Source organism: Duncaniella sp. B8 (assembly GCF_005304985.1).
Taxonomy (GTDB): Bacteria; Bacteroidota; Bacteroidia; order Bacteroidales; family Muribaculaceae; genus Duncaniella; species Duncaniella muris.
Genome location: NZ_CP040121.1, coordinates 3,225,373 through 3,248,810, shown reverse-complemented (window position 1 = coordinate 3,248,810; position 23,438 = coordinate 3,225,373). Strand labels below are relative to the sequence as shown.

Sequence of the window (23,438 nt, the reverse complement as noted above, 5' to 3'; positions counted from 1 at the left end):
TCAAAATTCAAAGAGCCGAAGGAGAGCGGTCGAAATACCAAGGGTGATTAATAACTCTGACAATACCATCCGTGTCCTCCATTCCTGCAATACGAGATGCCCCACGATAGCAGCGCTTGCCGAAATCAGGATCGTCAGCATTCATCTGGTTGGTTTTCACCAGACCCGATGAATGGATATATTTTCCGTCAGAATCATAGATAGCAACATGTGAGATACGGCCCTCAGGAGTGTTTGAAAAGAACAGGAGATCACCTCTTCGAAGACTGTCTATGTCAGTCGGCTCAATTCGCCGTCCTATTCCTATTTGCTGACGGGCATCTCTGAGGGTTAGGATTCCGCGGTCAAAATATGCTACTCTTACCAAGCCGGAACAGTCGACACTCTTTGTTGAGCAAGCGCCCCACAAATATGGAGCCCCCATAAGCCAGTATGCTGTTTCAAGTATGCTGTCCACATCCAGTGACCGGCTCGCCCATTGTTCTGCCGGAATAACATCGCTGGAAGCAACGTAGCCTTTGCGCCCATCAGGCAACACTACCTCACAAAATGGGCCATCGCTCATTTTCCCTTCTACAATGGAGCTTAACACAAGCTCTGAAATTACAGTACGCGCAGAAGGTTCTGACGGTGAAGAATAAACTTTAGCCTCAGTTCGAGATGTAATTACAAGACGTTCTGATGAGCGCCATTCATTAATCTGAGGTTCTGACTTGCGGCTCAATCCGGAGATATTGATATAACCTTCATAGCCGTCAGGTGCTTCAATTTTAATCCACTCTTCATCTTCCTCCAATATTAGCAAAGGAGTACCCATTATTACCTGTGACGTCATTTCCGACGCATGGCTTTTACCATCGCGAATACATGCAACGGGAATGCGAACCTGAGCCCAGTTTCGATCCTGTGCTTTTAAAGGGAAGACAGACAAGGCAACGAATAATATTGCAAATAGAGTTCTAAACAAATACATGGCAAATAAAAACTTATTACAAAGTAAGCTATTTTTGTAATAATATTAAAAATGCCGACAGCTAAAAAGTGTTATTATGCTATCCGCAAGTATGCAAATTCAAAAGGAACTTGCTTCTTGGCTGCTCAGATCGAAAATAGGCTGAGGGCATTGGAGGTTGTAGCTTCCTCAACGTCTTTGCAAGGAATATTCAGACAAGCGGCAACCCGCTCGGCGATATTGACAATATAGGCACTCTCGTTGCGTTTTCCCCTGAATGGGACAGGCGCAAGATATGGAGAATCTGTTTCAAGCAATATTCTGTCCAGCCCGATTTCCGGGAGAGTATCACCAAGTTTCGAGTTTTTAAAAGTAACAATGCCGTTGATTCCAAAATAAAAATCTCCGGTCTCTCGAATACGTCTTACGTCTTCTGCTGTTCCTCCGAAACTGTGAAATACCCCACGCACTTTACCGGCTTTTTCAGTCAGCACAGTCAAAATCTCATCCAGTCCGTCCCGGCAATGGATTATTACCGGAAGGTCACGACTTATAGCCCAATCAACCTGGCGGCTAAAGGCTATCAGCTGCTGCTCGCGATAAGAGCGATCCCAATAAAGGTCAATTCCGATCTCCCCTATCGCCACATATTTTTCAATCGAGGCTGACAGTTCTGATTCAATTTTTGCAAGATCTGCTTCCCAAGCCGCCCCTATTTCAGTCGGATGAAGCCCCATAGCCATAAAAATTTTGTCTGGGAAACGATCTCGCAGATCGTTCATCGGACCGATAGTGGTCAGATCTACATTCGGGAAGATCAGCTTCTCTACGCCGGCAGCAAAAGCATTTTCTACAATAGTTTCACGCGACGGCAAAAAATCGTCAAGATACAGATGAGTATGAGTGTCTACAAACATACAACCTACTTATTGCGTGTCGCTGATTTCAGAGCGAGATCAATGAAAAATGCCCGTGCGTCAGGTGGGATCGGGAGCTGGTCCAGACATGATATCGCCGTATCAATATAAGCCCGTATCAATTCATGTATTCGTTCCGGCAAGCCAAGACGGTCATATACAGCTCTTACCTTGTTTATTTTTTCTTCTGCCGGCACATCGCTGCCTATCAAATTTCTGACTTCTCCCGTCTGATCTTCTTTCAAGGCCATTATCAGCAGCCAGGTCTTCTTATCATTGAGGATGTCTCCGCCAATTGCTTTGCCGAAAGTCTTGGGATCTCCATATGTGTCAAGATAGTCATCCTGAAGCTGGAAGGCAAGACCGAGATTCACGCCATAGTTAAAAAATTGCAGCTGGGTTTCAAACGGAGTCTGGGCCATCAATGCGCCCATGCCGCATGCGCAGCCAAGCAATACAGAGGTCTTCAGGCGGATCATTTCCATGTATTCCTCTATCGAGACATCAAGGCGCTTTTCAAAATCCATGTCAAGTTGCTGCCCTTCATAGATATTCATGGCAGTTCCGTTGAACAGATCCAAGGCGGAGGCAAGGTTTTCACCCGCCTTTATAGCCAACAGCATTGTCGATGTGGTCAGCATTGCATCACCTGAAAGAATTGCAGTCTCTTCGTCCCACTTTCTGTGAACAGTCGGACGACCGCGCCTGACATCCGCATTATCCATGACATCATCATGCAGAAGAGTGAAATTGTGGAACATTTCGATAGCAACTGCTTGATGAATAGCCGTCATGGGATCTTTTCCCATAGCCTCACAGGCTGCCAACGCCATTACCGGGCGTAATCGTTTGCCGCCACAATCCAGAGTGTAATGTATCGGATCATATAGTCCGGCCGGGTTGGCCGGAAGCTTCAAGTTTTCAATCGCTTTGTTGACAATCGAAATATATTCGTCAAATTCTTTCATAAAACAAGTTCTCTAAATCTTGATCCAAGGTGGTGTAGTGGCAAGTTTTTTGATGCCGCATTATTTGCGGCGGCGTTTTTTCTTGCCATGCTGTGTCAGAGCTTCGGCCACTGAGACTTTGGAGCCCATATCATCTTCTTTGTCGCTTTTGCGCAAGGCATTGCCATTGTCATCGAGCAACACGAAGTCTAGTTGCTTTTTCTCCAGGTCGGCGCGTGCCACCCGAATATCCACATTGTCACCAAGACGATAACGATGGTTATGCCTACGGCCTACCAGACAATGGTTTTTCTCGTCAAAATCATAGTAATCGTCTGCCAGATCACGCATCGGCACAAGACCTTCGCAAAGATTGTCGTTGAGTTCTACATAAAGGCCCCATTCGGTCACGCCGGAGATAATGCCGGAAAATTTATCTCCGATATGTTCCTGCATGTATTCAACCTGCTTGTATTTGATAGACGAGCGTTCGGCTGTAGCAGCAAGCTGCTCCATTTCACTGGAGTGTTTGCATTGATCTTCAAGTTTCTGAAGATTTACGCTACGGCCACCTGCGAGATAACGGTCAAGCAGGCGATGAACCATCATGTCAGGATAACGGCGTATAGGAGATGTAAAATGTGTATAATATTCAAATCCAAGTCCGTAATGACCGATATTGTCAGTGGTGTAAATAGCCTTAGCCATTGAGCGTATGGCAAGAGTCGACAGATAATTTTCCTCTCCTCTACCCTTCACCTCCGCAAGCATACGGTTAATCGAACGGTTGATCTCCTTGGGGGTTCCCGATGCTTTGATTTTGTAGCCGAATGTTCTGGCAATTGCGGCAAGATCAGCCAGACGGGACGGATCAGGGACATCATGCACTCGATAGACAAATGCCTTGGCTTTTTTCTTGCCCTGCGGTTTGCCGACAAATGTAGCGACTGTGCGGTTGGCAAGCAGCATGAATTCTTCAATTAGTTTGTTGGCGTCTTTAGAAACTTTGAAGAATACACCCAGAGGTTTGCCGGCTTCATCAATATGGAATTTCACTTCCGCTCTGTCAAATTCAACAGAACCGTTCTCATAACGCTGCCGGCGAAGTATCTTGGCCAGTTCATCAAGTTTCTTAATGGCTTCGACACAATCACCAAGACCGGTTTCAATCACATTCTGAGCTTCTTCATAAGAGAATCGACGATCTGATCTGATCACGGTACGGGCAATTTTCGATGTAAGCACCTTGCCGTCGTCATCCATATGGAAGATCACCGAGAATGCCAGTTTGTCTTCATTCGGACGCAACGAGCATATGCCGTTGCACAAGTGTTCAGGCAACATCGGCACGACACGGTCAACCAGATAAACTGAAGTGGCACGTTTTTGCGCCTCGCGGTCTATAATCGTATCGGGATGTACATAATGGGTCACGTCTGCGATATGAACACCGATCTCATAATGTCCGTTCGAGAGACGTCTGAATGAAAGCGCGTCATCAAAATCCTTTGCATCAGCCGGGTCAATGGTGAATGTGAGAACGTCACGCATATCGATACGCTGCGCTACGACTTCCTCTGTTATTCCGGCTCCGATTTTATCCGCAGCCTTTTCTACAGTTGACGGATATTTGTAAGGCAATCCAAATTCAGCGAGAATGGCATGGATCTCGGTGTTGTTCTCCCCTGCCTTGCCGAGGATATCGACAACCTCTCCGCTTGGATTTTTGAAATCGTCTTTCCATTCCGTGATCCGCACCACAGCTTTATCTCCGGTCTTGCCGCTTTTAAGCTTTGCCTTCGGGATAAAAATATCTGTAGCCAGATATTTGGAATCTGTCAAAAGATAACCGAAGTGCTTGTCGACTTTCAGAGTCCCGATGAACGTCTGCTCCTTTTTCTCAATTATTTCTATGACCTCTGCTTCAGGCTCGGCACCTCTTCGATGAGCTGCGATATTGACTTTCACTCTATCGCCATTCAGAGCATGCATCGAATTGCGTTCAGCCACGAAAATAGTCTCGCCATCAGAATCAGTAATTACAGAATTTTTCCCATTACTACGACGGACAAACACACCAATAGCTTCATTGCCACGCTGTGGAGATTTGTATTTACCCGGCGAAACCTCTATGATTTCGCCGTTGAATGCCATTTCAACCAGCTGCAAAGCTATGTTGCGCTGCTGAACTGCGGTTTTAGCCCCTATAGCATGGGCAACTTGCTTATAATTATATGTGTTGTTCTTCTGCTGCATAACAAAGTCCATCACCTTCTTCGCGAGGGCAATGTTGCTTTTTGAGCTTGCAGCTTTTGCTGATTGAGCCATAGTAGTTGAAAATTAAGAGGTATATAGAAATTAGAATTGATACAATAGGAGACTCAGGACTGCATCAGGCGTCAATATTTGCGTAATTGGCGTTTGACTCGATGAAATCACGACGCGGACCTACGTCTTCGCCCATGAGCATTGAGAAAATACGGTCTGCTTCAACAGCATCACTTATTGTCACTTGTTTCAAGAGGCGCTGTTCAGGATCCATTGTGGTGTCACGGAGTTCTTCCGCACTCATCTCTCCTAATCCTTTATAACGCTGAACTTTGGTTTTTTCTCCATTGACAGCGATAAATTGTTGAACCTGGGCTTCTGTCCAGCAGTATTCTTCTGCTTTTCCACGGGTACATTTATACAGCGGCGGTGTTGCCAGATAGAGATATCCCTGTTCGATAATCGGGCGCATGCGGCGGAAGAAGAATGTCATCAGCAGCGTCGCTATATGACTACCGTCGACATCGGCATCAGTCATGATGATTATCTTGTGATAGGCAAGGCGTGAGATATTGATGGCCATAGGATCATCTTCAGTTCCGATAGTTACTCGCATTGCGCGGTAGAGGCTTGTTATTTCCTGATTGTCAAGAATCTTATGATCCATAGCTTTCTCAACGTTCAGAATCTTGCCTCGCAAAGGAAGAATAGCCTGAAATGTACGGTTTCGGCCCTGCTTGGCGGTACCGCCGGCCGAATCACCTTCGACAAGGAACAGTTCACAGTCTTCGGCATGACGTGAAGAACAGTCAGAGAGCTTACCAGGCAGACCTCCTCCCGAAAGGGGTGATTTGCGCTGAATTTTCTGACGGGCATTCAAAGCTGCATGACGGGCCTGAGCTGCAAGTACAATTTTGTCAACAATAACCTTTGCCTGACGCGGATGCTCTTCAAGATAATATCGGAGAGCTTCGCTGACAGCAGCCGAAACAGCACCCTGAACCTCACTGTTGCCAAGCTTGGTCTTGGTTTGTCCCTCGAACTGAGGTTCCATCACTTTCACGGAAATCACAGCCGTCAGACCTTCACGGAAGTCATCGCCGGAAACTTCAATCTTAACTTTTTCAAGAAGCTTGTTGTCTTCGGCGTATTTTTTTAGAGTAGTCGTAAGGCCACGGCGGAAGCCGGTCTGGTGTGTACCGCCTTCAATCGTGTGGATATTGTTCACAAACGAATACACATTCTCATTGAATGTGGTATTGTATGTAAGAGCTACTTCCACGGGAATACCCTGGCGCTCGGTGTTGAGATGTATCACATCATTGATCAGAGATTCTTTGTTAGAATCAAGATACTGTACGAATTCGCGAAGTCCATCGCGGGAATAGAAGACCTCACGGCGCGGATTTCCGGCCTCATCAACTTTACGCATGTCAGTAAGCGTAAGGGTTATGCCTGCATTCAGGAATGCAAGATCCCTCAGGCGGTTGGCCAATGTATCATAATCATATTCCGACACGGTAAAAATACTTGTATCCGGACGGAACGTAACAGATGTACCGGTTGAGTCGGTGTCTCCGATGACAGTAAGTTCACAAGTGGGTTTGCCATAAGCGTATTCCTGCATATAAACCTTTCCGTTACGACGCACTTCCGCTCTGAGATAAGACGAAAGCGCGTTCACACAAGAGACGCCTACACCGTGCAGACCGCCTGATACTTTGTAGGAGCCTTTATCGAATTTACCGCCAGCATGAAGGACTGTCAGAACTACCTCAAGGGCACTTTTGTGCTCCTTTTCATGCATATCGACAGGGATGCCTCGCCCGTTGTCAACAACGGTAATTGAATTGTCGGCATTTATAGTCACCTCTATATGACTTGCATAGCCGGCGAGGGCTTCGTCAATAGAGTTGTCGACCACCTCATAAACCAGATGATGCAATCCCTTGAAACTGATGTCGCCAATATACATGGCCGGGCGCTTTCTAACGGCTTCCAAGCCCTCAAGCACCTGAATATTGCTCGCGCTATAAACTTCTGATTCGCGTTCTTTGTCTTCTGACATGATTATATGTTCTATAGTTATTTTTCGTTATTATTTTACCACACAAAATTACTAAAAAGATCGGAATTTAACAAATGCAAGTCCTCAAATATGGCTTAATTACTCGGTGTCGGCTCTTTATGCGCGATTAATAGGGGGCTACTTGTCACTGGTCATTATCTGAGAAAGGCGATTTTCGAGCTCTGTGGAGCTCAGGCGGGTTGTAAGCGCCCCCCTGTGAGCTACTGAAATATTGCCGGTCTCTTCCGATACGACTATCGCAAAAGCATCTGTTGCCTGCGAAATACCAAGAGCCGAGCGATGGCGCAGCCCCAAAGCCCTCGGTACGTTTCGGTCATGACTGACCGGAAGAATACATCCGGCACTTCTGATACGATCGTGATCAATTATCATCGCTCCGTCATGCAATGGAGAATTCTTAAAGAAGATATTCTCAATCAGACGCGAATTGATATCAGCATCAATAATGTCGCCACTCTTTTCATATGACTCTAATGGTATTTCCTGCCGGATTACTATAAGTGCGCCGGTTTTGGTTTTGGACATATTCATGCATGCATAAACAATCGGGAGCACATACTTGCGGGTATCTGCAGATGAGTTATGTTTTTCATGCCGGAATAAATTTTTAAGAAACCTCCAGCGCTTATGATCGCCAAGTTCAACAAGGAAACGCTTTATCTGATCCTGAAACAAAATCACAAGTACCAAAAGGCCTATCCCCATAAACTGATCGAGAATAGAACCAAGAAGCTTAAGTTCTATAATCTGTGATGTCAGCACCCATACTATTATAAATGCCAGCACACCGAAAAATATATTCAATGTGCCGCTCTCTTTCATTATCCTATAAAGATAAAAAAGCAGAAGCGCCACTATGGCTATATCAAACGCATCCTTGATGCCAAACTGAATCATACAAATGTATTTTTAAGAATTGAGCAAACTAAAGAGAGTTACAGTCTGAGCGGCTTCGCGTACATCGTGGACACGAATGAAAGACGCTCCTTTAGTCAAAGCTATAGCATCAAGGGCAACTGTTGGTGCAAGAGCGTCAGATGGTTCTATATTTAAACTCTTTGTTATCATCGATTTTCTGGATATACCGACAAGTACAGGACAGTCAAGCACGGAAAAGGCGGACAGATCATTCATCAGTTTGAAGTTTTGTTCAAGGTTTTTGCTAAAGCCAAACCCCGGATCAACAATCACATCAGCCACTCCGGCAAGCCTTAACTGGCGCAACTTGACCGAAAGATCCGAAACCACATCGGCCACTACATCAGCATATGCTGTAAACTGCTGCATGGTTGCCGGCGTTCCGCGCATGTGCATGAGTATATACGGAGTTTTTAACCGGGCTACCATGTCGAACATATTGGAATCCAGCGCTCCTCCGGATATATCATTAATGATATCAGCGCCCATCTCTTCTATGGCAGCCTTAGCCACATCTGCGCGAAAAGTATCAACCGAAACCGGGATTTCAGGCGCTATGCCTCGCAGTACTGCCATCCCCTTGCGCAAGCGGTTCATTTCTTCTTGAGGAGAGATGTCACCAGCACCCGGCCGCGATGAATAAGCCCCAATATCAATAAAATCGACACCATCCTCAATCATTGACTCTATGCGCAGACCTATTTCAGTTTCATCCATTGTGCGTGAGCCACTATAAAAGGAATCGGGCGTGACGTTTACTATCCCCATCACTTGCGGACGGTTATAAACATGGAGACAGCCTTTTAAATTAAGCGAAAACGGAGCAAACATCGCGATTATACTACATAAATTAATATCACGCGAAATTAGTTAAATTTTTGCTTATCCACAAATCAATTCCACAAACTTCTCAGCTACATCCCAATTCATATAAACCACAACACGACCTCTCTTCCCAGAGAAGTCGTGTTGTTGTCTTAGCAATAAGACTCTACAAACCTAACATAAAAACACATTTACTATTATGCAATTCTTCTCATATAACTAATGATTTTACGCTAAGATACTAACAATCTATACTAACCCTAAAACTAAAAATCATTGATTAATTTCGATATTCATGAGATGGAGAAAACCGAGGGAGATTACTCTCGGCTGAGGCTTTCTCACATTGCAAAATTATATCTATTCTGAGGCACACGCAATACATCAATGGTTAAATTGAGGCTTTATAAAGTAAATTTAGATATTCCTGCATTGATAATCAGCAGAATACATACTTTGCAATAAATAAAAATATAGAATGTTATGTGCTCTAATTGAGATAAAATATATCGTTTTGTATATTTATGTGCAACAAATGATACCCCTTTTTCAAGTCATGAAACAGATTTTATATTCATTAGATCACCCTCAAATGTCTCTCTTGAGATAGCTCTATTCTTAAGTTTGTTGCGATATGTATAAATGGTGTATACCGAATAGTTCATCATTTGAGCGATACGCGAACTTTCCTCTATTCCAAGTCTCATGAATGCGATAATGCGCAAGTCGGTGTTGAGTTTTTCGCCTTCGCGCAATACAATTTGCTCCTCTGGGCGAAGAAGCTTGTTGACCTCTGCTACAAAGTTTGGATATATATGGAGAAATGCATCATCAAACACATCATAGAACTCTTTTGAGTGCTCTTCAATATATTTGCCTTGTTTGGTTATTTTGAGTAGATCATCAACCTTTCCGGTGGTTATTTTTCGGTTGACCATCTTGTTGAATTGCGTCAGTTTGTCCATGTATATCGAACACAAGTTCAAAAATTGCGATATATATACATCTTTAGTGCTATTGGCTTCTTCCAGCCGTAGCGCCATGCGATTCATCTGCCGATTTTTTCGATGGAGCACATAAAGCGTAATAGCAAGTATCATCAACAAAACCGCCATAACCACCATAATGACATACAGTCTTATGTGGGCACTCCTGATTTCTGCTTTTTGGGCTCTTTCGATTATCGGCAACACTTGCGAAGACTGCAGTATGCGCAATGGAGCATTGCACTCTACCGCATCTGACAAGGCTACGGAAAGATAGTCATAAGCATGCTGCACATCGCCATTGAGATAAATAGTCTTGCCAAGCTCCTGTAGGGATGCCACTTCAAGAGTAGCACCACGGGTGTCTGCAATAGCTGACAACGCCAAATAGTATTCATAAGCATAATGCTCCCCTCTCGCCTTTGATATTTCGGCGAGCAGATGACAGGCTCGCGCATAGAGATTGTCCTCCGGTTGCAACTGATCAATCAGCAGCATCGCAAGTGCCTGGGTTTTGGAATACTCTTTATTATAATAGTAGTATTCGCCCATATTCAACATATATCGCGGAGATCCTTCCTCCAGGTGCCCGATCAATGACTTTTGGGCATCATGAGATTTGGCCATATATCGGTCATATACATCCGGATAATTAACATAGTAAGCTGCAATATAGAAATACATCTGCCGTGCAGCATCGAAATACTCTTCCTGAAGACCCTTGGGAAGTGACCTGAAATCAATCCGCGAGAGCTCGTCCTCAGCCTGACTGATAAACGCCAGAAGCGGCAGATAGGTCAGACGCCTCAATTCAAAGCGCACTGCTACAGAATCCTGTTTCAGATCACGTGCCAGACTAGCCCCTTTATCATAGATGGAAACAGCAGAATCCGTATTATAAGCATTATACATATCACCAAGCATCAGGAGCGTAGACAAGCGATCGTCAGAAGAGATCGAGCTGCATTTCAGCACGTTCTTGAGGGAGTCAATAGACGTGCGACGCCTGGATATATACACCTCGCGATTCTCAAGCTCCGAGTCAAGAGTCTTGAGCATTGAAGCAACCTCCCTGCGGCCGATAGTCTCACTGCCGGCCACAAGGAGGTTTGCAAAAATCATCAGAACGGCAAATACTTGAGTTTTGCCGAATCGACCTGATGCGTTAAAGAATCTGAACATTAAGTTTGTCATATGCTCGTTCCGCTTTTGCTCTTGCTTCTTCTACTGAGTCTGCGGTGGCGAGTATCACGCCCATGCGGCGATGACCTTTGACTTCGGGCTTGCCGAATATACGCATCTGCACACCGGGCTCTTCAAGAACTTTTTCCAGATTATCCATAATAACCTCAGTACTGTCACCTTCAACCACGACCGCACGAGAGGCCGACGGGCCGAGGAAACGTATTTCCGGAACGGGCAGACCGGTCAGTGCACGTGCGTGGAGGGCAAACTCGCTAAGATCTTGTGAAATCATGGTTACCATGCCTGTGTCATGCGGACGCGGAGAAACCTCGCTGAAAATCACTTCATCACCACAAACAAACAGCTCAACGCCAAAAATGCCATATCCGCCAAGCGCATCAGTCACTTTACGGGCGATTTCCTGAGCAGCCTCCTTGGCCGCGGAATCCATCGGCTGAGGCTGCCAGGAATAACGGTAATCACCATCTACCTGAATATGCCCAATTGGTTCGCAGAACGAAGTGCCGGCAACAGAACGCACTGTAAGCAGTGTGATTTCATAATCAAATTTTACAAAACCTTCCACTATGACACGTCCTGCTCCAGCGCGGCCTCCTTCTTGGGCGATCTTCCAAGATTTTTCAATATCTTCTGCTGTTTTAATTACACTTTGACCATGACCGCTTGATGACATGATCGGTTTCACAACGCATGGAATGCCAATAGCTTCTACGGCAGCCTTGAATTCCTCAAAATCAGACGCGAAACGATATGGCGAGGTCTTCACTCCAAGTCCTTCAGCAGCCAATCGGCGTATTCCCTCTCGGTTCATGGTCAGCAGGGCCGCTTTTGCAGTTGGAGTAACGTGAAACCCCTTTTCTTCAAGTCCAACCAATACCGGAGTAGCAATAGCCTCTACTTCGGGAATTATATGATCAGGCTGTTCCTCTATTATCGCAGCACGCAGCGCATCGGCATCAAGCATGCTGAACACACGACTTCTGTCGGCTACGTGCATGGCGGGAGCATTGGCATACTTGTCACAAGCGACAACCTCCACTCCCATGCGCTGGAGTTCGATTGCCACCTCTTTACCTAACTCGCCACTGCCAAGGAGCATGGCTTTGCGACCGCTTTTGGTCCACTTGCTTCCAATCTTTGTCATCTGGATCTAATAAATGATAATGAGTGATTACAATATGCTGCAAATTTACCGATTTTCCACGAAATATCGTTCAAACTAACAATTTATTTTGTAACTTCGCCCAAACACCGGAATTTCCACCGGAGAACAAAACATAGTGTTTCACCCTGCCGGAATGGCGACAGAATCACCTATCATGAAAATATATCTGCAGCAAAAAAGGCCGGGCCGTACGCGGCAAGCAATAGTGCCCTGCCCCATAGAACTTCCTGCCGGACTGAATACCACAGGCGAATTGATCAGTTCGCTTGTGCGCATTATAGTATCGGCATACAACGATCGCATTGATGATGTCCCGGCTGATCCAGACGCCGACTACCAGGTAGCCCCGATGACTGAAGATCAGGTTAATAATCTTGCAGAAGCAGGTCGCATTGCATTCGGACTTATCTATAATAACAGAAAGGAAGATCCTGAAAAAGCCATAGCCAATGCCCTGCAATGCCATGAAGACGGCATTTTCAAGATCTTCCTCAACGGGAGCCAACTCGGTTCGAATGAAAGTCAAGTCGAAATCGCCGAGGGAGACACCCTTACAATAATACGCCTAACCATGCTATCAGGCAGAATGTGGTAAAAAAGCATCAAACTTATGAGAATTCATTGGAACAACAGCTACAACGACCTTTGTGTGTCCTATATTGAAAAATTGAGAAGCGGGTTAAACAACACTCGCAATCTATCCGGCGAAGCACATGAACTTCTCAGGCATTTTTTCAATGATATCGATCAGACGTGCCATGAGTCGCACTTCGAAACAGCATTGCACAGCTACTTTAAACAGCGCGTGGTCTGGAATACATTGGAGTTTCTCGAATGGGGATTACGTCCTGCAATAGACTATCTGTTTGGCAGCAGCTTGGATGGCCCTGCCTCCTGTAAAGAGTGGACAGACCTCTTCGGAGAGTATATCAGACTTGAAGCCAAAGCTCCATATACCACAGGCTATACCCGACATTCCTTGCGTTCCGCTCGTATCAGCCTCCACATTTGCAAAATAGCGCAGGCTCTACGCCAGTTTGTATTGCTCAAAGCTACCGGGTTTTCAACTGCTCAGATCCTACGTAAAGGGCGAACACCTGATGAACAACAGGAATTTTCCACCATAATCGACATTGACAGCTGGCTTGCAGCAAAAATCTCGATTGGAGACAGGGAGTGTATCGACTATCTGACCGAAGCCATGATATCGGAAAATAATGCCAATCGCATGTATTTTGATCATTTCCGAGCTATCTCTCTAAGTGGCAATCACGAATTGTTAGAACTTGAGGGCAGATTGCTGCTTGCCGCACGTATGCAGGAAGGGCTCCGGCAAGCTATAGTAGAGACTATGGATGAAGGTCAACCGGAAAGTTTCATATATCTACTGAAGATTATAATAGACAATAATCTTCAGCGGTTTTCAGCTATAAAAAGAGGGCTTGCCGTGGCAACGGGATTTGGAGATCAGGAAGCATCAGAACGTATAACAGAAAAATTCTTCACGCTCGTATCCCATCTTATATCAGACCGTGATAATGCAGCGAAAGCGATTGGCTGTGATGACCCCATGACTGTTTACTTAGCGCTGTGGGCTATGGCATTCTTTGACACAGACAGCGTGAAGCTGCCTGTCAGAGAGTTGCTTGAGCACTCCCCTGCCCATATTGCAGAAGCAGCTGCTTTGTTTATTGGATATCTTCAGGATGTCGAATTAATAAACGAAATGACATCTCTCGCACTTCGTGTCCGATCTCAAGACCACAAAGTAATAGCAGGACTTCTTGACATGTATCTGAGGGACACACGTTTTCAACTCTATCTGAGAGCAAATGAAAATGACATGCGAATCCCAGACCTCAGCTTTTATTTTGACTCCAGAGAAGATGCTGAAGCTGACTTTGCTTTGCTGACAGCTCTGTATACCTCAGTCAAAGACAAAGAGGTCTTTGACCCATATGTGTTCCCTTGGGTCAGCAGAGTCCTTACAAAAAGCCGGATTGCGCAGAAAATTTGCAGACTGGCACTGCTGATATCCTCTCCGGACTATACAGAAAAGGCGCTTGATTATGTTTGTTCGCTGGATCCGTACGACAGAGGGCTTTACATCAAATATCTTTTATATAGGTGTCAGACGCGGCGCCAAGTCGAATTCGCCGTTGCCATGATGGCTGACAAAGGCAGCGATGCTCGTGATCAAGCCTGCCGGATAGTCAGGAATTTGCATGACTGGAATGATTTGGTAGATGAAGACTATCTTGCAATGGAATCACACCTGCGCCTCAAAGCGGCACCGATGCGCACATGTATTATAGAAATTCTCGGTTCACTCCCTGACAACAAAGCCATCAGCTCTGTAAGGCGTCTTTTTTCAGACAAATCAGCAGACCGCAGACTGGCCGGGCTCAGCATACTAAAAAACTGGATTGCTAAAGGCGAGAAAGCCGAAGCCATAAACGCACTTAAACCCGAACTTTCGGCCATAGCCAATCCAACATCCAAAGAACGGGTGCTGCTTGAGTCCATTTTTGCCGAAAACGATTCAAAAGAAAACATATACACACCGAAAAATGGATTCGGTCTATATTCCTGCGATGCCAAAATTTCTGTCTCCGTAACATGCCCGGCTGATTTCAGTTCGGAAAAAGCGCTGACCTTCAAATCTGATGAAAATATCTTAAAGAAGATCCTGCAAAAAGGAAATAACCATGCCGTAGAACTGATTCAGGCTATTATCAATTTGATCGAGAAACATGCCGATTACGAATTTACGGATCGTTATGGAAACATTTCACGCTTAGGCAATACCGTTCTAAAATCATATAAGCTGGGGCTTGAGTCTCTTGCCATGCCCGAAGTCTGGAAAGAGTTTTACTATAATGAGATCAGCTCTCCGGAAAATATTTTGCGTCTTTGGCTTGCAACAATCACCTCCAACGTCTCTGACAAGCCCTTTTATCCAATATTGAAACGCATATTAGGCCGAGTTTTCGATCCTGACATCCTGAATCCGGTTAAAAACTCCACTTACTTTCATTCGGCAATTGACATAGTATCCGCTTTGGCAGAAGAATACTGTTGCGGGCAGGCCATTTTGGAAATCGCGACCGATTTCATATCGGATTTCGCACTTCGCATAAAAGCAGATGAATGTATAAGGAGCTATAAAGCCCATACATGGGAATTGCCACAAGACCACTGCATTTACAACGTCCAGCCGATAGCCACACTAATGGCAATCTGCAAAAAATCAAGCAGCGACATGCCGGATGACCTGTTTCTGCGGTCCTTTGCCGCTCGCTACGATTTAATATGCAAGACGAAATCCTGCATAACCGACAACAACTTCTACCTAAACCCGCTCAATGTCATGGAATATCTCCGCGCATGGAATCTCGGAGCGATTTCAGATGAAGCCATGCTTAAAGAAATGATGTCAGGAGCCATGAGAAAGAGCATGATTGCTGAATTTTCACAATGCTTGCCGGCAGCCGAAAAGCCACGTTGGGCCCAACAGCTCACACCACTCAGCGGTCACGAATGCAGACTGATCAACAAGGCCATTGAGCGTATACTTGACATCGAGCTGAAAAGGGGTGATTCAGAAACTCCGGTTTCTCCTTTGGCATATGAAATCAGAGTCATCAGCGGAATCGACAGGCTATTGCAGATCTTGCAGGCCCTTGGAAAAGACAAGCCCGTAGCCAAAGGATATTATGCCAATCTAAATAAACGTGAAATACTGAGTTCCTTGCTTCAGGCCTGCACTCCGGCAGACTCAGACACTCCACAAGAGCTAAAGCGAAAAGCAAAAGCAGCCGGAATTACAGACGAACAACTTGCTGAAGCAGCGATGTTCTCCCGACGATGGCTGGAAATCACCGAAGAAGCCATTGGCTGGAAAGGGCTTTCAAGCGGTGCATATTACTTTATGGCTCATACAGCTGACACTCTGGATGACCGCGCTAAGTCGCGCATCTCAAGATACTCAGCGGTAGAACCTGGCGACTTTGCTGATGGAGCTTGTGACCCGGCATGGTTTCATGAGATCTACAAGGCATTGGGACGTAAACGCTACGAATTTATATATGCCTCGGCAAAACATGTGGCCGACGGCAACCGCCACAGTCGTTCTCGGAAACTCTCTGATGCTCTTCTCGGCAATCTGAAAGCAAAACAAGTTATGGAAGAGATTTCAGAGAAAAGAAATAAAGATCTGGTAGTATCCCTTGGCTTGATACCTCTGGGGCGCAACAGACATAGCGGCCTCAAAGAACGCTATATTTTTCTTAACAAATTCCTGAAAGACAGCAAGCAGTTTGGCGCACAGCGTCAAGAGAGCGAGGGACGTGCAGTTAAACTCGCTCTTGACAATCTCGCCCGCACGGCAGGTTATGGAGACTCCACACGTCTGACATGGAGCATGGAAGCCACCCTCATTAAAGATGCCGAAAAATACCTTGTCCCAAAACATTTCGGTGGCGTCAGCTTAAGACTGCTTATTGATGACGGTGAACCTGAGATAATCTGCGAAAGCAACGGCAAGATTTTGCAAAATATTCCTTCAAGACTCAAAAAAGAGACTTATGTAAGTCATCTGAAAGAAGTGTATAAACTATTGAAAGAGCAACACTCCCGTGGCCGGGCTTTACTTGAACAGGCGATGATCGAATCCGCTGAGTTTTCCGGGTATGAGATCAGCAGCCTTAAAGAAAACCCTATAATATGGAAAATGTTTTCACGCCTTGTGCTTGTAACGGACAGCGGGCAGACCGGTTTCCCAGGAGAAGACGGAGCATCAATCATTTCAGCTGAAGGTGTAATCAATGCCATAAGCGCAGACAATCGTCTTCGCATCGCCCATCCTTTCGACCTGTTTTCCAGCAAAGAATGGAACGCATATCAGTCTTTTGTTTTTGACCATCAGTGGAGGCAGCCGTTCAAGCAGGTGTTCCGTGAACTATATATCCCTACAACCGAAGAAAAAGATTCAAGCCGATCTATGCGCTATTCCGGCAATCAGATCATGCCGTCTCGCGCTGCAGCTCTACTTAAAAAGCGACAGTGGACTGTAGACTATGATTACGGACTCCAAAAAATATGCTTTAACAGCAATGTGACAGCTGTGCTATATGCAATGGCCGATTGGTTTTCACCCGCTGACATCGAATCGCCGACATTGGAATATGTCGAATTTCATGACCGCAGAACATTCAAAGACAAGAAAATTTCAGAAGTCTCCCCGATCGCATTCTCTGAAATCATGCGTGATGTTGACCTTGCCGTGAGTGTGGCCCATGCAGGAGGCGTAGACCCGGAAACCAGCCATTCTACCATTGAAATGCGACGTGCCATTGTCAGTCATACATTGCCTATGTTCGGCATTAGTAATGTCAGTCTGGTCGGCAACTTTGCAAAGGTAAGCGGACAACTCGGCTGTTACAACATTCATCTCGGCAGCGGAACTATCCACAAGGAAGGCGGAACACAGATTGCCGTTCTGCCAGTCCATACTCAAAATCGTGGGCGCATCTTTCTTCCATTTCTTGACGAGGACCCGAAAACCGCAGAAATCATTTCCAAAATATTGCTTTTCGCAGATGACTCCGGCATCAAAGATCCTTCAATCCTTAATCAACTATGACATGAAGCCGACATTTGACGGCCAAAGACTTCAGCGAAACACGGCTCTTTCATTTAACCTAAAATAAATAGCATATCTTCCCTTACCCGGTTCATTGAGAATCGGGTAATTTTTCCATGTCTGTATATCAAAGAGTTATTCTGGTATCAAAATCTTATTTTTTTCACTTTTGACTTAAAAATCGAATCAGTCTGGTAAAGCTCATCGAGATATGTCTGATCAGTTCGGCTATGCCTTTATTCTTATCTGATTGTTTCTTGCGAAGTCCTTTCCATATTGAGAACACCGAGTAAACTATTCTTTGTATGGTATCGAGGTTTCTGGCGGCTCTTGTTGACTTGCGTTTTATATTGTCCTGCTGAAGATTGTAGTCCAGCCCCCAGTGCATACTTTCTATTGACCAATGGTTGCGCACGAAGATTCCTGGCTTCGGAGTATGCGTAGGCATACTGCTGACGTACAGGCGTTTTTCTGAGGTGTGTACTCCTGTTGACTTTTTGACTGTGGACGATTCATACTCTATGATGGTCATGTTTCCGCCCCATTTCTTCTTGTCTGCGATAATGTCCAGTCCGTCATATACGCGGTAGGTTCTCGTCTCTATCCTGCCGTGGGCCAGTTCGGGACCTTCGGTGTAAGAATATACCGGTGTGTGTTCCACTAGCCTGTCCTCAATGCCGTATCGCAATGACGGCTGGTTGGCTTTGAGTTCTATCAGAAAGTCTCCGCCTTTCTTTCTGATTTTCTCGACAATATCCTTCTGCATAGACATTGCGTCGGCTGTGACAATCTTTCCTGCGACATCTATTTTATCAAGAAGTATCGGTATGGCCTTTATCTCGTTGCTCTTTTCCTGACAGGCTTCGGTGGCGATTGTTATGCCGGTGCTGAACGAATAGGCAGAGACGATATCCGGGCTTCGCCCGTTTTCCTGAACGGTGCCGCGCTCGGCTTTGCCGTCAATGCAGATTATTTCAATGATGCGGCTGGCGCAAGTAAGTCTTTCAAGGAATATGTCTGCGAACTGCTGCATCCTGTCGGCCATATCCATATCGTTGATGCCGTTCTCCACACGGCAAAGCGTGGCCTCAGATGGTACGCCGTTCCTTAACAGGCCCATTTTGTGTAATTTGTTGAGGTTGTATCTGCCGAACTCCAATATCTCGGCTCGTCCGATGCATCCGGCCATACGTCCGAGTATCATCAGCATGATGATATCGTTGAGGCTGTGACGGAAATTGCCTTTGTCCAATCTACGGAAATCCGGCACGGATGAGGCAAACGCTCGAAGTTCTTCCATGATACTGCGCCTTGTGTCAAATTTATTGTGTACTTTTGCGGTATGATCAGGCGCATAGGCGTCAGTCGAACAGACTTGGTCAAGTGGCTTCATTTTTTTGGCGTAACTCTTTGATTATCACCTATAAAGTTACTAAAAATCTGCCACTTGGCCAAATTTTCATTGCACTTATTTTCTTGAAAATCAGAGGTTAAAGCCTCTCCACCCGTACTGCTCTCGCTATAAAATAACACATTTGTCGAGAATGAGACGAAATCTTAAATGAAAGAGCCGTGTCAGCGAAACAAGATAAGTTGGATTTCTGTTTGAATTATTCATCGGAAATCGTTAATTTTGTCAGCGAATTTTCAACCCAATTTTAATTAAGGTAAAATGAGAAAAAATATCGTAGCAGGCAACTGGAAAATGAACACCACGCTGCCCGAAGGAATCAAGCTCGCCGAAGAAGTCAATGCGGCTCTCGCCGGTGCCGAGCCCAAGTGCGATGTTGTCATCTGTGTTCCTTTCACTCACCTTGCATCAATCAATAATGTGATTGACAAAAACAAGCTTGGTCTTGGAGCTGAAAACTGCGCAGACCACAAATCAGGCGCATACACCGGTGAAATTTCAGCCCCTATGGTTGCCTCGACAGGCGCTACCTATGTGATCCTCGGCCACTCGGAACGTCGTCAGTACTACGGCGAAACTTCTGAAACTCTCCGTGAGAAAGTGCGTCTCGCCCTTGACAATAACCTCACCCCCATTTTTTGCATCGGTGAAGTTCTCGAACAGCGAGAAGACGGTAGCTTCTTCGAAGTAGTAAAAGCCCAGATCGAGGAAGGCCTCTTCAACCTTGACGCTGAAGAATTCGGCAAAATCGTTCTCGCTTACGAGCCTGTATGGGCCATCGGAACCGGAAAAACCGCAACTGACGATCAGGCACAGGAGATGCATGCGTTCATCCGCAAGACTATCGCTGACAAGTACGGCAAGGAAGTCGCAGACAACACCTCGATACTCTATGGAGGCAGCTGCAAACCTTCAAACGCAGCCCAGCTTTTTGCCAAACCCGACGTAGATGGTGGCCTCATCGGTGGTGCCGCTCTTGAAGCAGCGTCATTTATGGGCATTGTAAATGCATTCTGATCAGATTTAAACATATATTCCCGCACGTGATCTGAACGACTCTTGGCTCAATCATTTTCCGTGCGGGAATTTCTACTTAACCCAATCACTCCGTCAAACAACACTATCAGCCATGAAGAAAATCCTGCTTCCGCTTGTCGCATTGCTGACCGCCCCGGCAGCTATTGCTGAAACCGAGGTTGTGACCATTGTAGATCACATCACAAGCGGCACATCAAACGTTATCAATCAACCGGAAGAGCTTCTGAAACGATTGCTCCCAGTCGAAGGTGTTGAAGAGGAGTCAAAAGAAGAAATCGCGCGTCCGGTCAACGGACGCATGGCCGGATTTCGGGTACAAGTGTTTAGCGACAACAACGCGCGTACCGCCAAAAATGAGGCACGCTCCAAACAACGCATCATATCATCCCGTTTTCCGCAGTATCAGACGTATGTCATGTACACATCTCCTTACTGGCGACTGAAAGTGGGAGATTTTCGCACCCAGCAGGATGCAAACGCTGCGGCCGATGAACTTCGCCGGGCATTTCCTGCCTACAGCAAAGAAATTCGCGTGGTGCGCGACCGTGTGACAGTACATGAATAATAAACCATTCACAACAACACAATGGCTGCTGAAATTAGTGACGAGACTATCAGGGAAATCGCATCCCACTACGAAGCTATACTGAAACTTTTAGGCGAAGACACTACCCGCGAGGGATTAGTCAAGACCCCCATGCGCGCGGCAAAAGCTATGGTTTATGCCACTCGCGGCTATCGACAAGACCCTGATGTCATTATCAATGATGCCGTTTTTTCATATGAAGGCTCTCGGATGGTAATCGTCAAGGATATCGAGTTCTACTCTCTGTGCGAACATCATATTCTGCCGTTTTTCGGAAAAGTATCAGTCGGATATATTCCTGACGGCAAAACTATCGGACTGAGTAAACTCGCAAGACTCGTCGACTTCTATGCTCGCCGTCTGCAAGTCCAGGAACGCATGACAGCCCAGATCTGCAATATTATAATGGAAAAACTAAATGCCAAAGGTGTAATAGTTGTGTGCTCTGGCGAACATCTGTGCATGAAAATGCGTGGAGTTGAGAAACAAGACTCAACCACAACTACCATTGAAACAGCCGGTGTCTTCTCAGACAGCAGCACCTTGCGTGATGACTTTTTTCATGCGCTTTCACACTGATCAAGCCGGCAAATCCGTCAGCTCAGACTACTTATAAAGGCCCTTTTTATTAGTTGTGTTGCCTGATCAGTTTCGATACTGTTAGAGCCTTCCCATATCAGCCTTTATCTCGTCAAGCTTGACAAGATTTGACACAATAGCATAAATTGTAAGACCTGCCGGAGTGTGGATGTGAAGTTTGGCAACTATATTTCGGCGATGCGTCATCACGGTATTGACTGAAACCCCCATTTCAGATGCAATTTCTTTATTGGACAAGCCCTTAACAATTCCCACTATAACCTCCTTTTCACGAGGACTAAGATCTTTTCCTCGGTCATCGGCATCTTCAGAATCTATATTGCGCCGCATTATATCTATGATGGAATCCGCCGGATCATAGATGGAAAATGTATAATCAAACCACTTCAACAAACCCTGAGGATATTGCTGGCAGAGCAAAGCTATCAGTTTTAACGGATGAGAAGATGCACTTTTCAGCACACTCCAGTCAATACCTGTAACAGCCGGATCAACAATAAGTACCGACGGATGAAATGCCGCAATCTCCTCAAGATAATTCAACGCACTGATATCCTTGACAGTAACATTCCCATCCTGAAATTTTCGCAATATGCTTGCCATACCCGATGCCTGTATGGCAGAGGGCAGGAGAAGTCCGATGTTTATATGGCGCATCATTTTATAGGCTCTGATTGTTTTCCATTCGTGTCATAAGAGGGATCAGTATATTATTCTCTATATGGGCATGAGAATTCAGATCTTCCTCACAGTTATATATATCCGCCAAGGCATCATACATTCTGAACGGCATGGAAGTAGAATAGTAGCGCAATATGATATTTTTTAGGTCGGCAAGCTTTTCTGCAACCTCATCGTCATGTGAACGGCGGAACACATCAATACTATAATCAGACTGACGACCTTCACACATATCCTTTACATACGGGAATACCACGGTCTCCTCATAACTGAAATGCTTTCTGACAAGATCTGTGTAGTCATCAAAAAACTTTACAATTATAGGATTTATATCACTATGTGTATCATCAAGAGCATTGCAGAGATTCGCACGGATGTGAGGCAGTTTGTATGAAAGATAGTAGTCATGCGAATTGTGAAGAAAATAGACCACATCAACCGGAGAAATCCGGTGTAGCGCCTCGGCGTCAATCTCTCCTGAAAGGAGAAAATTTATTATCAACAAAAACGAATCGGTGTTTATGCCTGATTCCTCACAGAGTTCCTCTATGGTTTTGTTGCCAAAACCAAGAGGAAGTGAGAAACGACTGAGGACAGTGAGGACATTATAGTCATAATCTATAAGATCTACAACACTATCTTTCGCTGCAAATTGTTTGCTGAGCATCACGCTGGTTTTTAAGCTTCAGGTTCTGCGTTTTCTTCCGAAGCTTCTTCCGGTTTGAACTCTGTGATACCGCCTGCAAGCAGCTGATTGTACCAAGTCAGAAGCTTGCGGATATCTGAAGTGTAAACCTTCTCACGGTCAAAATTCGGAAGAATGCCAGCGAAGTATTCACGCACGGCAGCATCGTTGCCGATAGACTTGATATCAACCTGCTCGCCATTGCTTTTTACTTTAACAGATTCAAGAACTTCCCACAGAGGCACATCTCCTTCATCGGTGTAAATTGAGATATCGCCCAATGAAATAACTTTATCACGGGCATATGCAGGAGTGCGCTTACCATCGGCAATAGACTCTACAATCAGCATGTTTTTACCGCGGTTTGACAAGCGGAACAATCCGGGACGACCGGATATTGAAAGAATATTTTTAAGCATGTTTCTTTTTTTAGTGATGAATTTAGTTAGTTGCAGACAAAGGTACAAATTTTGATGGTTGTCTCAAAATTTATCCGAAAAACCATAAAGCGTAAAACCGG

Annotated in this window: 18 protein-coding genes; 5 read left to right on the top strand and 13 right to left on the bottom strand. The window is 45.4% G+C overall.

Translation table 11 applies throughout. The annotated features are described in order from the left end of the window. Window positions 1–7: 7 nt before the first annotated feature. The 9 genes from FDZ78_RS13945 to purT form a co-directional block, all read right to left on the bottom strand. Complete coding sequence (locus tag FDZ78_RS13945; protein ID WP_136408799.1) at window positions 8–973, bottom strand: NlpC/P60 family protein; 966 nt, start codon at window positions 971–973, stop codon at window positions 8–10. Between the two features lie 125 nt (window positions 974–1,098). Then, window positions 1,099–1,869 (bottom strand): TatD family hydrolase, encoded by a 771-nt coding sequence (locus FDZ78_RS13940; RefSeq protein WP_107031436.1) that lies wholly within the window; start codon window positions 1,867–1,869, stop codon window positions 1,099–1,101. A gap of 5 nt (window positions 1,870–1,874) precedes the next feature. Beyond that, window positions 1,875–2,837 carry a polyprenyl synthetase family protein gene (locus tag FDZ78_RS13935; RefSeq protein WP_136408798.1) on the bottom strand — a complete coding sequence of 321 codons (963 nt, stop codon included), beginning with the start codon at window positions 2,835–2,837 and terminating at the stop codon, window positions 1,875–1,877. Between the two features lie 60 nt (window positions 2,838–2,897). After that, window positions 2,898–5,144, bottom strand: coding sequence for a ribonuclease R (gene rnr / locus FDZ78_RS13930; protein WP_107031438.1), 2,247 nt, complete (start codon window positions 5,142–5,144; stop codon window positions 2,898–2,900). A gap of 64 nt (window positions 5,145–5,208) precedes the next feature. Then, window positions 5,209–7,152 carry a DNA topoisomerase (ATP-hydrolyzing) subunit B gene (gyrB, locus tag FDZ78_RS13925; RefSeq protein WP_107031439.1) on the bottom strand — a complete coding sequence of 648 codons (1,944 nt, stop codon included), beginning with the start codon at window positions 7,150–7,152 and terminating at the stop codon, window positions 5,209–5,211. Between the two features lie 138 nt (window positions 7,153–7,290). Further along, on the bottom strand, window positions 7,291–8,070 hold the full coding sequence (gene cdaA, locus FDZ78_RS13920) for a diadenylate cyclase CdaA (RefSeq protein WP_123398197.1): 780 nt from the start codon (window positions 8,068–8,070) through the stop codon (window positions 7,291–7,293). Window positions 8,071–8,082: 12 nt separating this feature from the next. Continuing rightward, the gene (folP, locus tag FDZ78_RS13915; RefSeq protein ID WP_107031441.1) at window positions 8,083–8,922 is read right to left on the bottom strand and encodes a dihydropteroate synthase; all 840 of its coding nucleotides are present in this window, start codon (window positions 8,920–8,922) and stop codon (window positions 8,083–8,085) included. A gap of 548 nt (window positions 8,923–9,470) precedes the next feature. Further along, a complete protein-coding gene (locus FDZ78_RS13910) occupies window positions 9,471–11,096 on the bottom strand; it encodes a DUF6377 domain-containing protein (protein WP_136408797.1) in 1,626 nt (541 codons plus the stop codon). Beyond that, window positions 11,068–12,252, bottom strand: coding sequence for a formate-dependent phosphoribosylglycinamide formyltransferase (gene purT, locus FDZ78_RS13905; protein ID WP_107031443.1), 1,185 nt, complete (start codon window positions 12,250–12,252; stop codon window positions 11,068–11,070). Before purT ends, FDZ78_RS13910 begins: the two co-directional genes overlap by 29 nt. Before the next feature lie 175 nt (window positions 12,253–12,427). Between purT and FDZ78_RS13900 the strand changes: the two genes are divergently transcribed. Beyond that, window positions 12,428–12,868, top strand: a complete 441-nt coding sequence (locus FDZ78_RS13900; protein WP_133166491.1) for a hypothetical protein — start codon at window positions 12,428–12,430, stop codon at window positions 12,866–12,868. Between the two features lie 15 nt (window positions 12,869–12,883). Continuing rightward, window positions 12,884–17,917 (top strand): DUF4132 domain-containing protein, encoded by a 5,034-nt coding sequence (locus tag FDZ78_RS13895; RefSeq protein ID WP_136408796.1) that lies wholly within the window; start codon window positions 12,884–12,886, stop codon window positions 17,915–17,917. Between the two features lie 163 nt (window positions 17,918–18,080). Here FDZ78_RS13895 and FDZ78_RS13890 read toward each other — a convergent pair whose 3' ends face one another. Continuing rightward, the gene (locus FDZ78_RS13890) at window positions 18,081–19,310 is read right to left on the bottom strand and encodes an ISAs1 family transposase (RefSeq protein WP_240740280.1); all 1,230 of its coding nucleotides are present in this window, start codon (window positions 19,308–19,310) and stop codon (window positions 18,081–18,083) included. A 279-nt stretch (window positions 19,311–19,589) separates the two neighbouring features. On the opposite strand from FDZ78_RS13890, the gene tpiA reads away from it, so the two are divergent. The 3 genes from tpiA to folE all read left to right on the top strand — a co-directional run bounded on the left by tpiA (window position 19,590) and on the right by folE (window position 21,531). Continuing rightward, a complete protein-coding gene (tpiA, locus tag FDZ78_RS13885) occupies window positions 19,590–20,345 on the top strand; it encodes a triose-phosphate isomerase (RefSeq protein WP_107031446.1) in 756 nt (251 codons plus the stop codon). A gap of 112 nt (window positions 20,346–20,457) precedes the next feature. Further along, window positions 20,458–20,931 carry an SPOR domain-containing protein gene (locus FDZ78_RS13880; RefSeq protein ID WP_107031447.1) on the top strand — a complete coding sequence of 158 codons (474 nt, stop codon included), beginning with the start codon at window positions 20,458–20,460 and terminating at the stop codon, window positions 20,929–20,931. Between the two features lie 21 nt (window positions 20,932–20,952). Continuing rightward, entirely contained in the window at window positions 20,953–21,531 is a 579-nt protein-coding gene (gene folE / locus FDZ78_RS13875; RefSeq protein WP_107031448.1) for a GTP cyclohydrolase I FolE, read from the top strand. An 81-nt stretch (window positions 21,532–21,612) separates the two neighbouring features. Here the strand turns inward: folE and FDZ78_RS13870 are convergent, their stop codons facing one another. From FDZ78_RS13870 to FDZ78_RS13860, 3 genes are read right to left on the bottom strand one after another with little or no spacing between them, the layout of a single operon-like run. Further along, window positions 21,613–22,212, bottom strand: coding sequence for a LuxR C-terminal-related transcriptional regulator (locus tag FDZ78_RS13870; protein ID WP_136408795.1), 600 nt, complete (start codon window positions 22,210–22,212; stop codon window positions 21,613–21,615). Window position 22,213: 1 nt separating this feature from the next. Then, window positions 22,214–22,900: a hemerythrin domain-containing protein gene (locus FDZ78_RS13865; RefSeq protein ID WP_107031450.1), complete on the bottom strand. Its 687-nt coding sequence runs from the start codon at window positions 22,898–22,900 to the stop codon at window positions 22,214–22,216. Between the two features lie 11 nt (window positions 22,901–22,911). Further along, window positions 22,912–23,337 (bottom strand): DUF5606 domain-containing protein, encoded by a 426-nt coding sequence (locus FDZ78_RS13860; protein WP_107031451.1) that lies wholly within the window; start codon window positions 23,335–23,337, stop codon window positions 22,912–22,914. Between the last annotated feature and the right edge of the window lie 101 nt (window positions 23,338–23,438).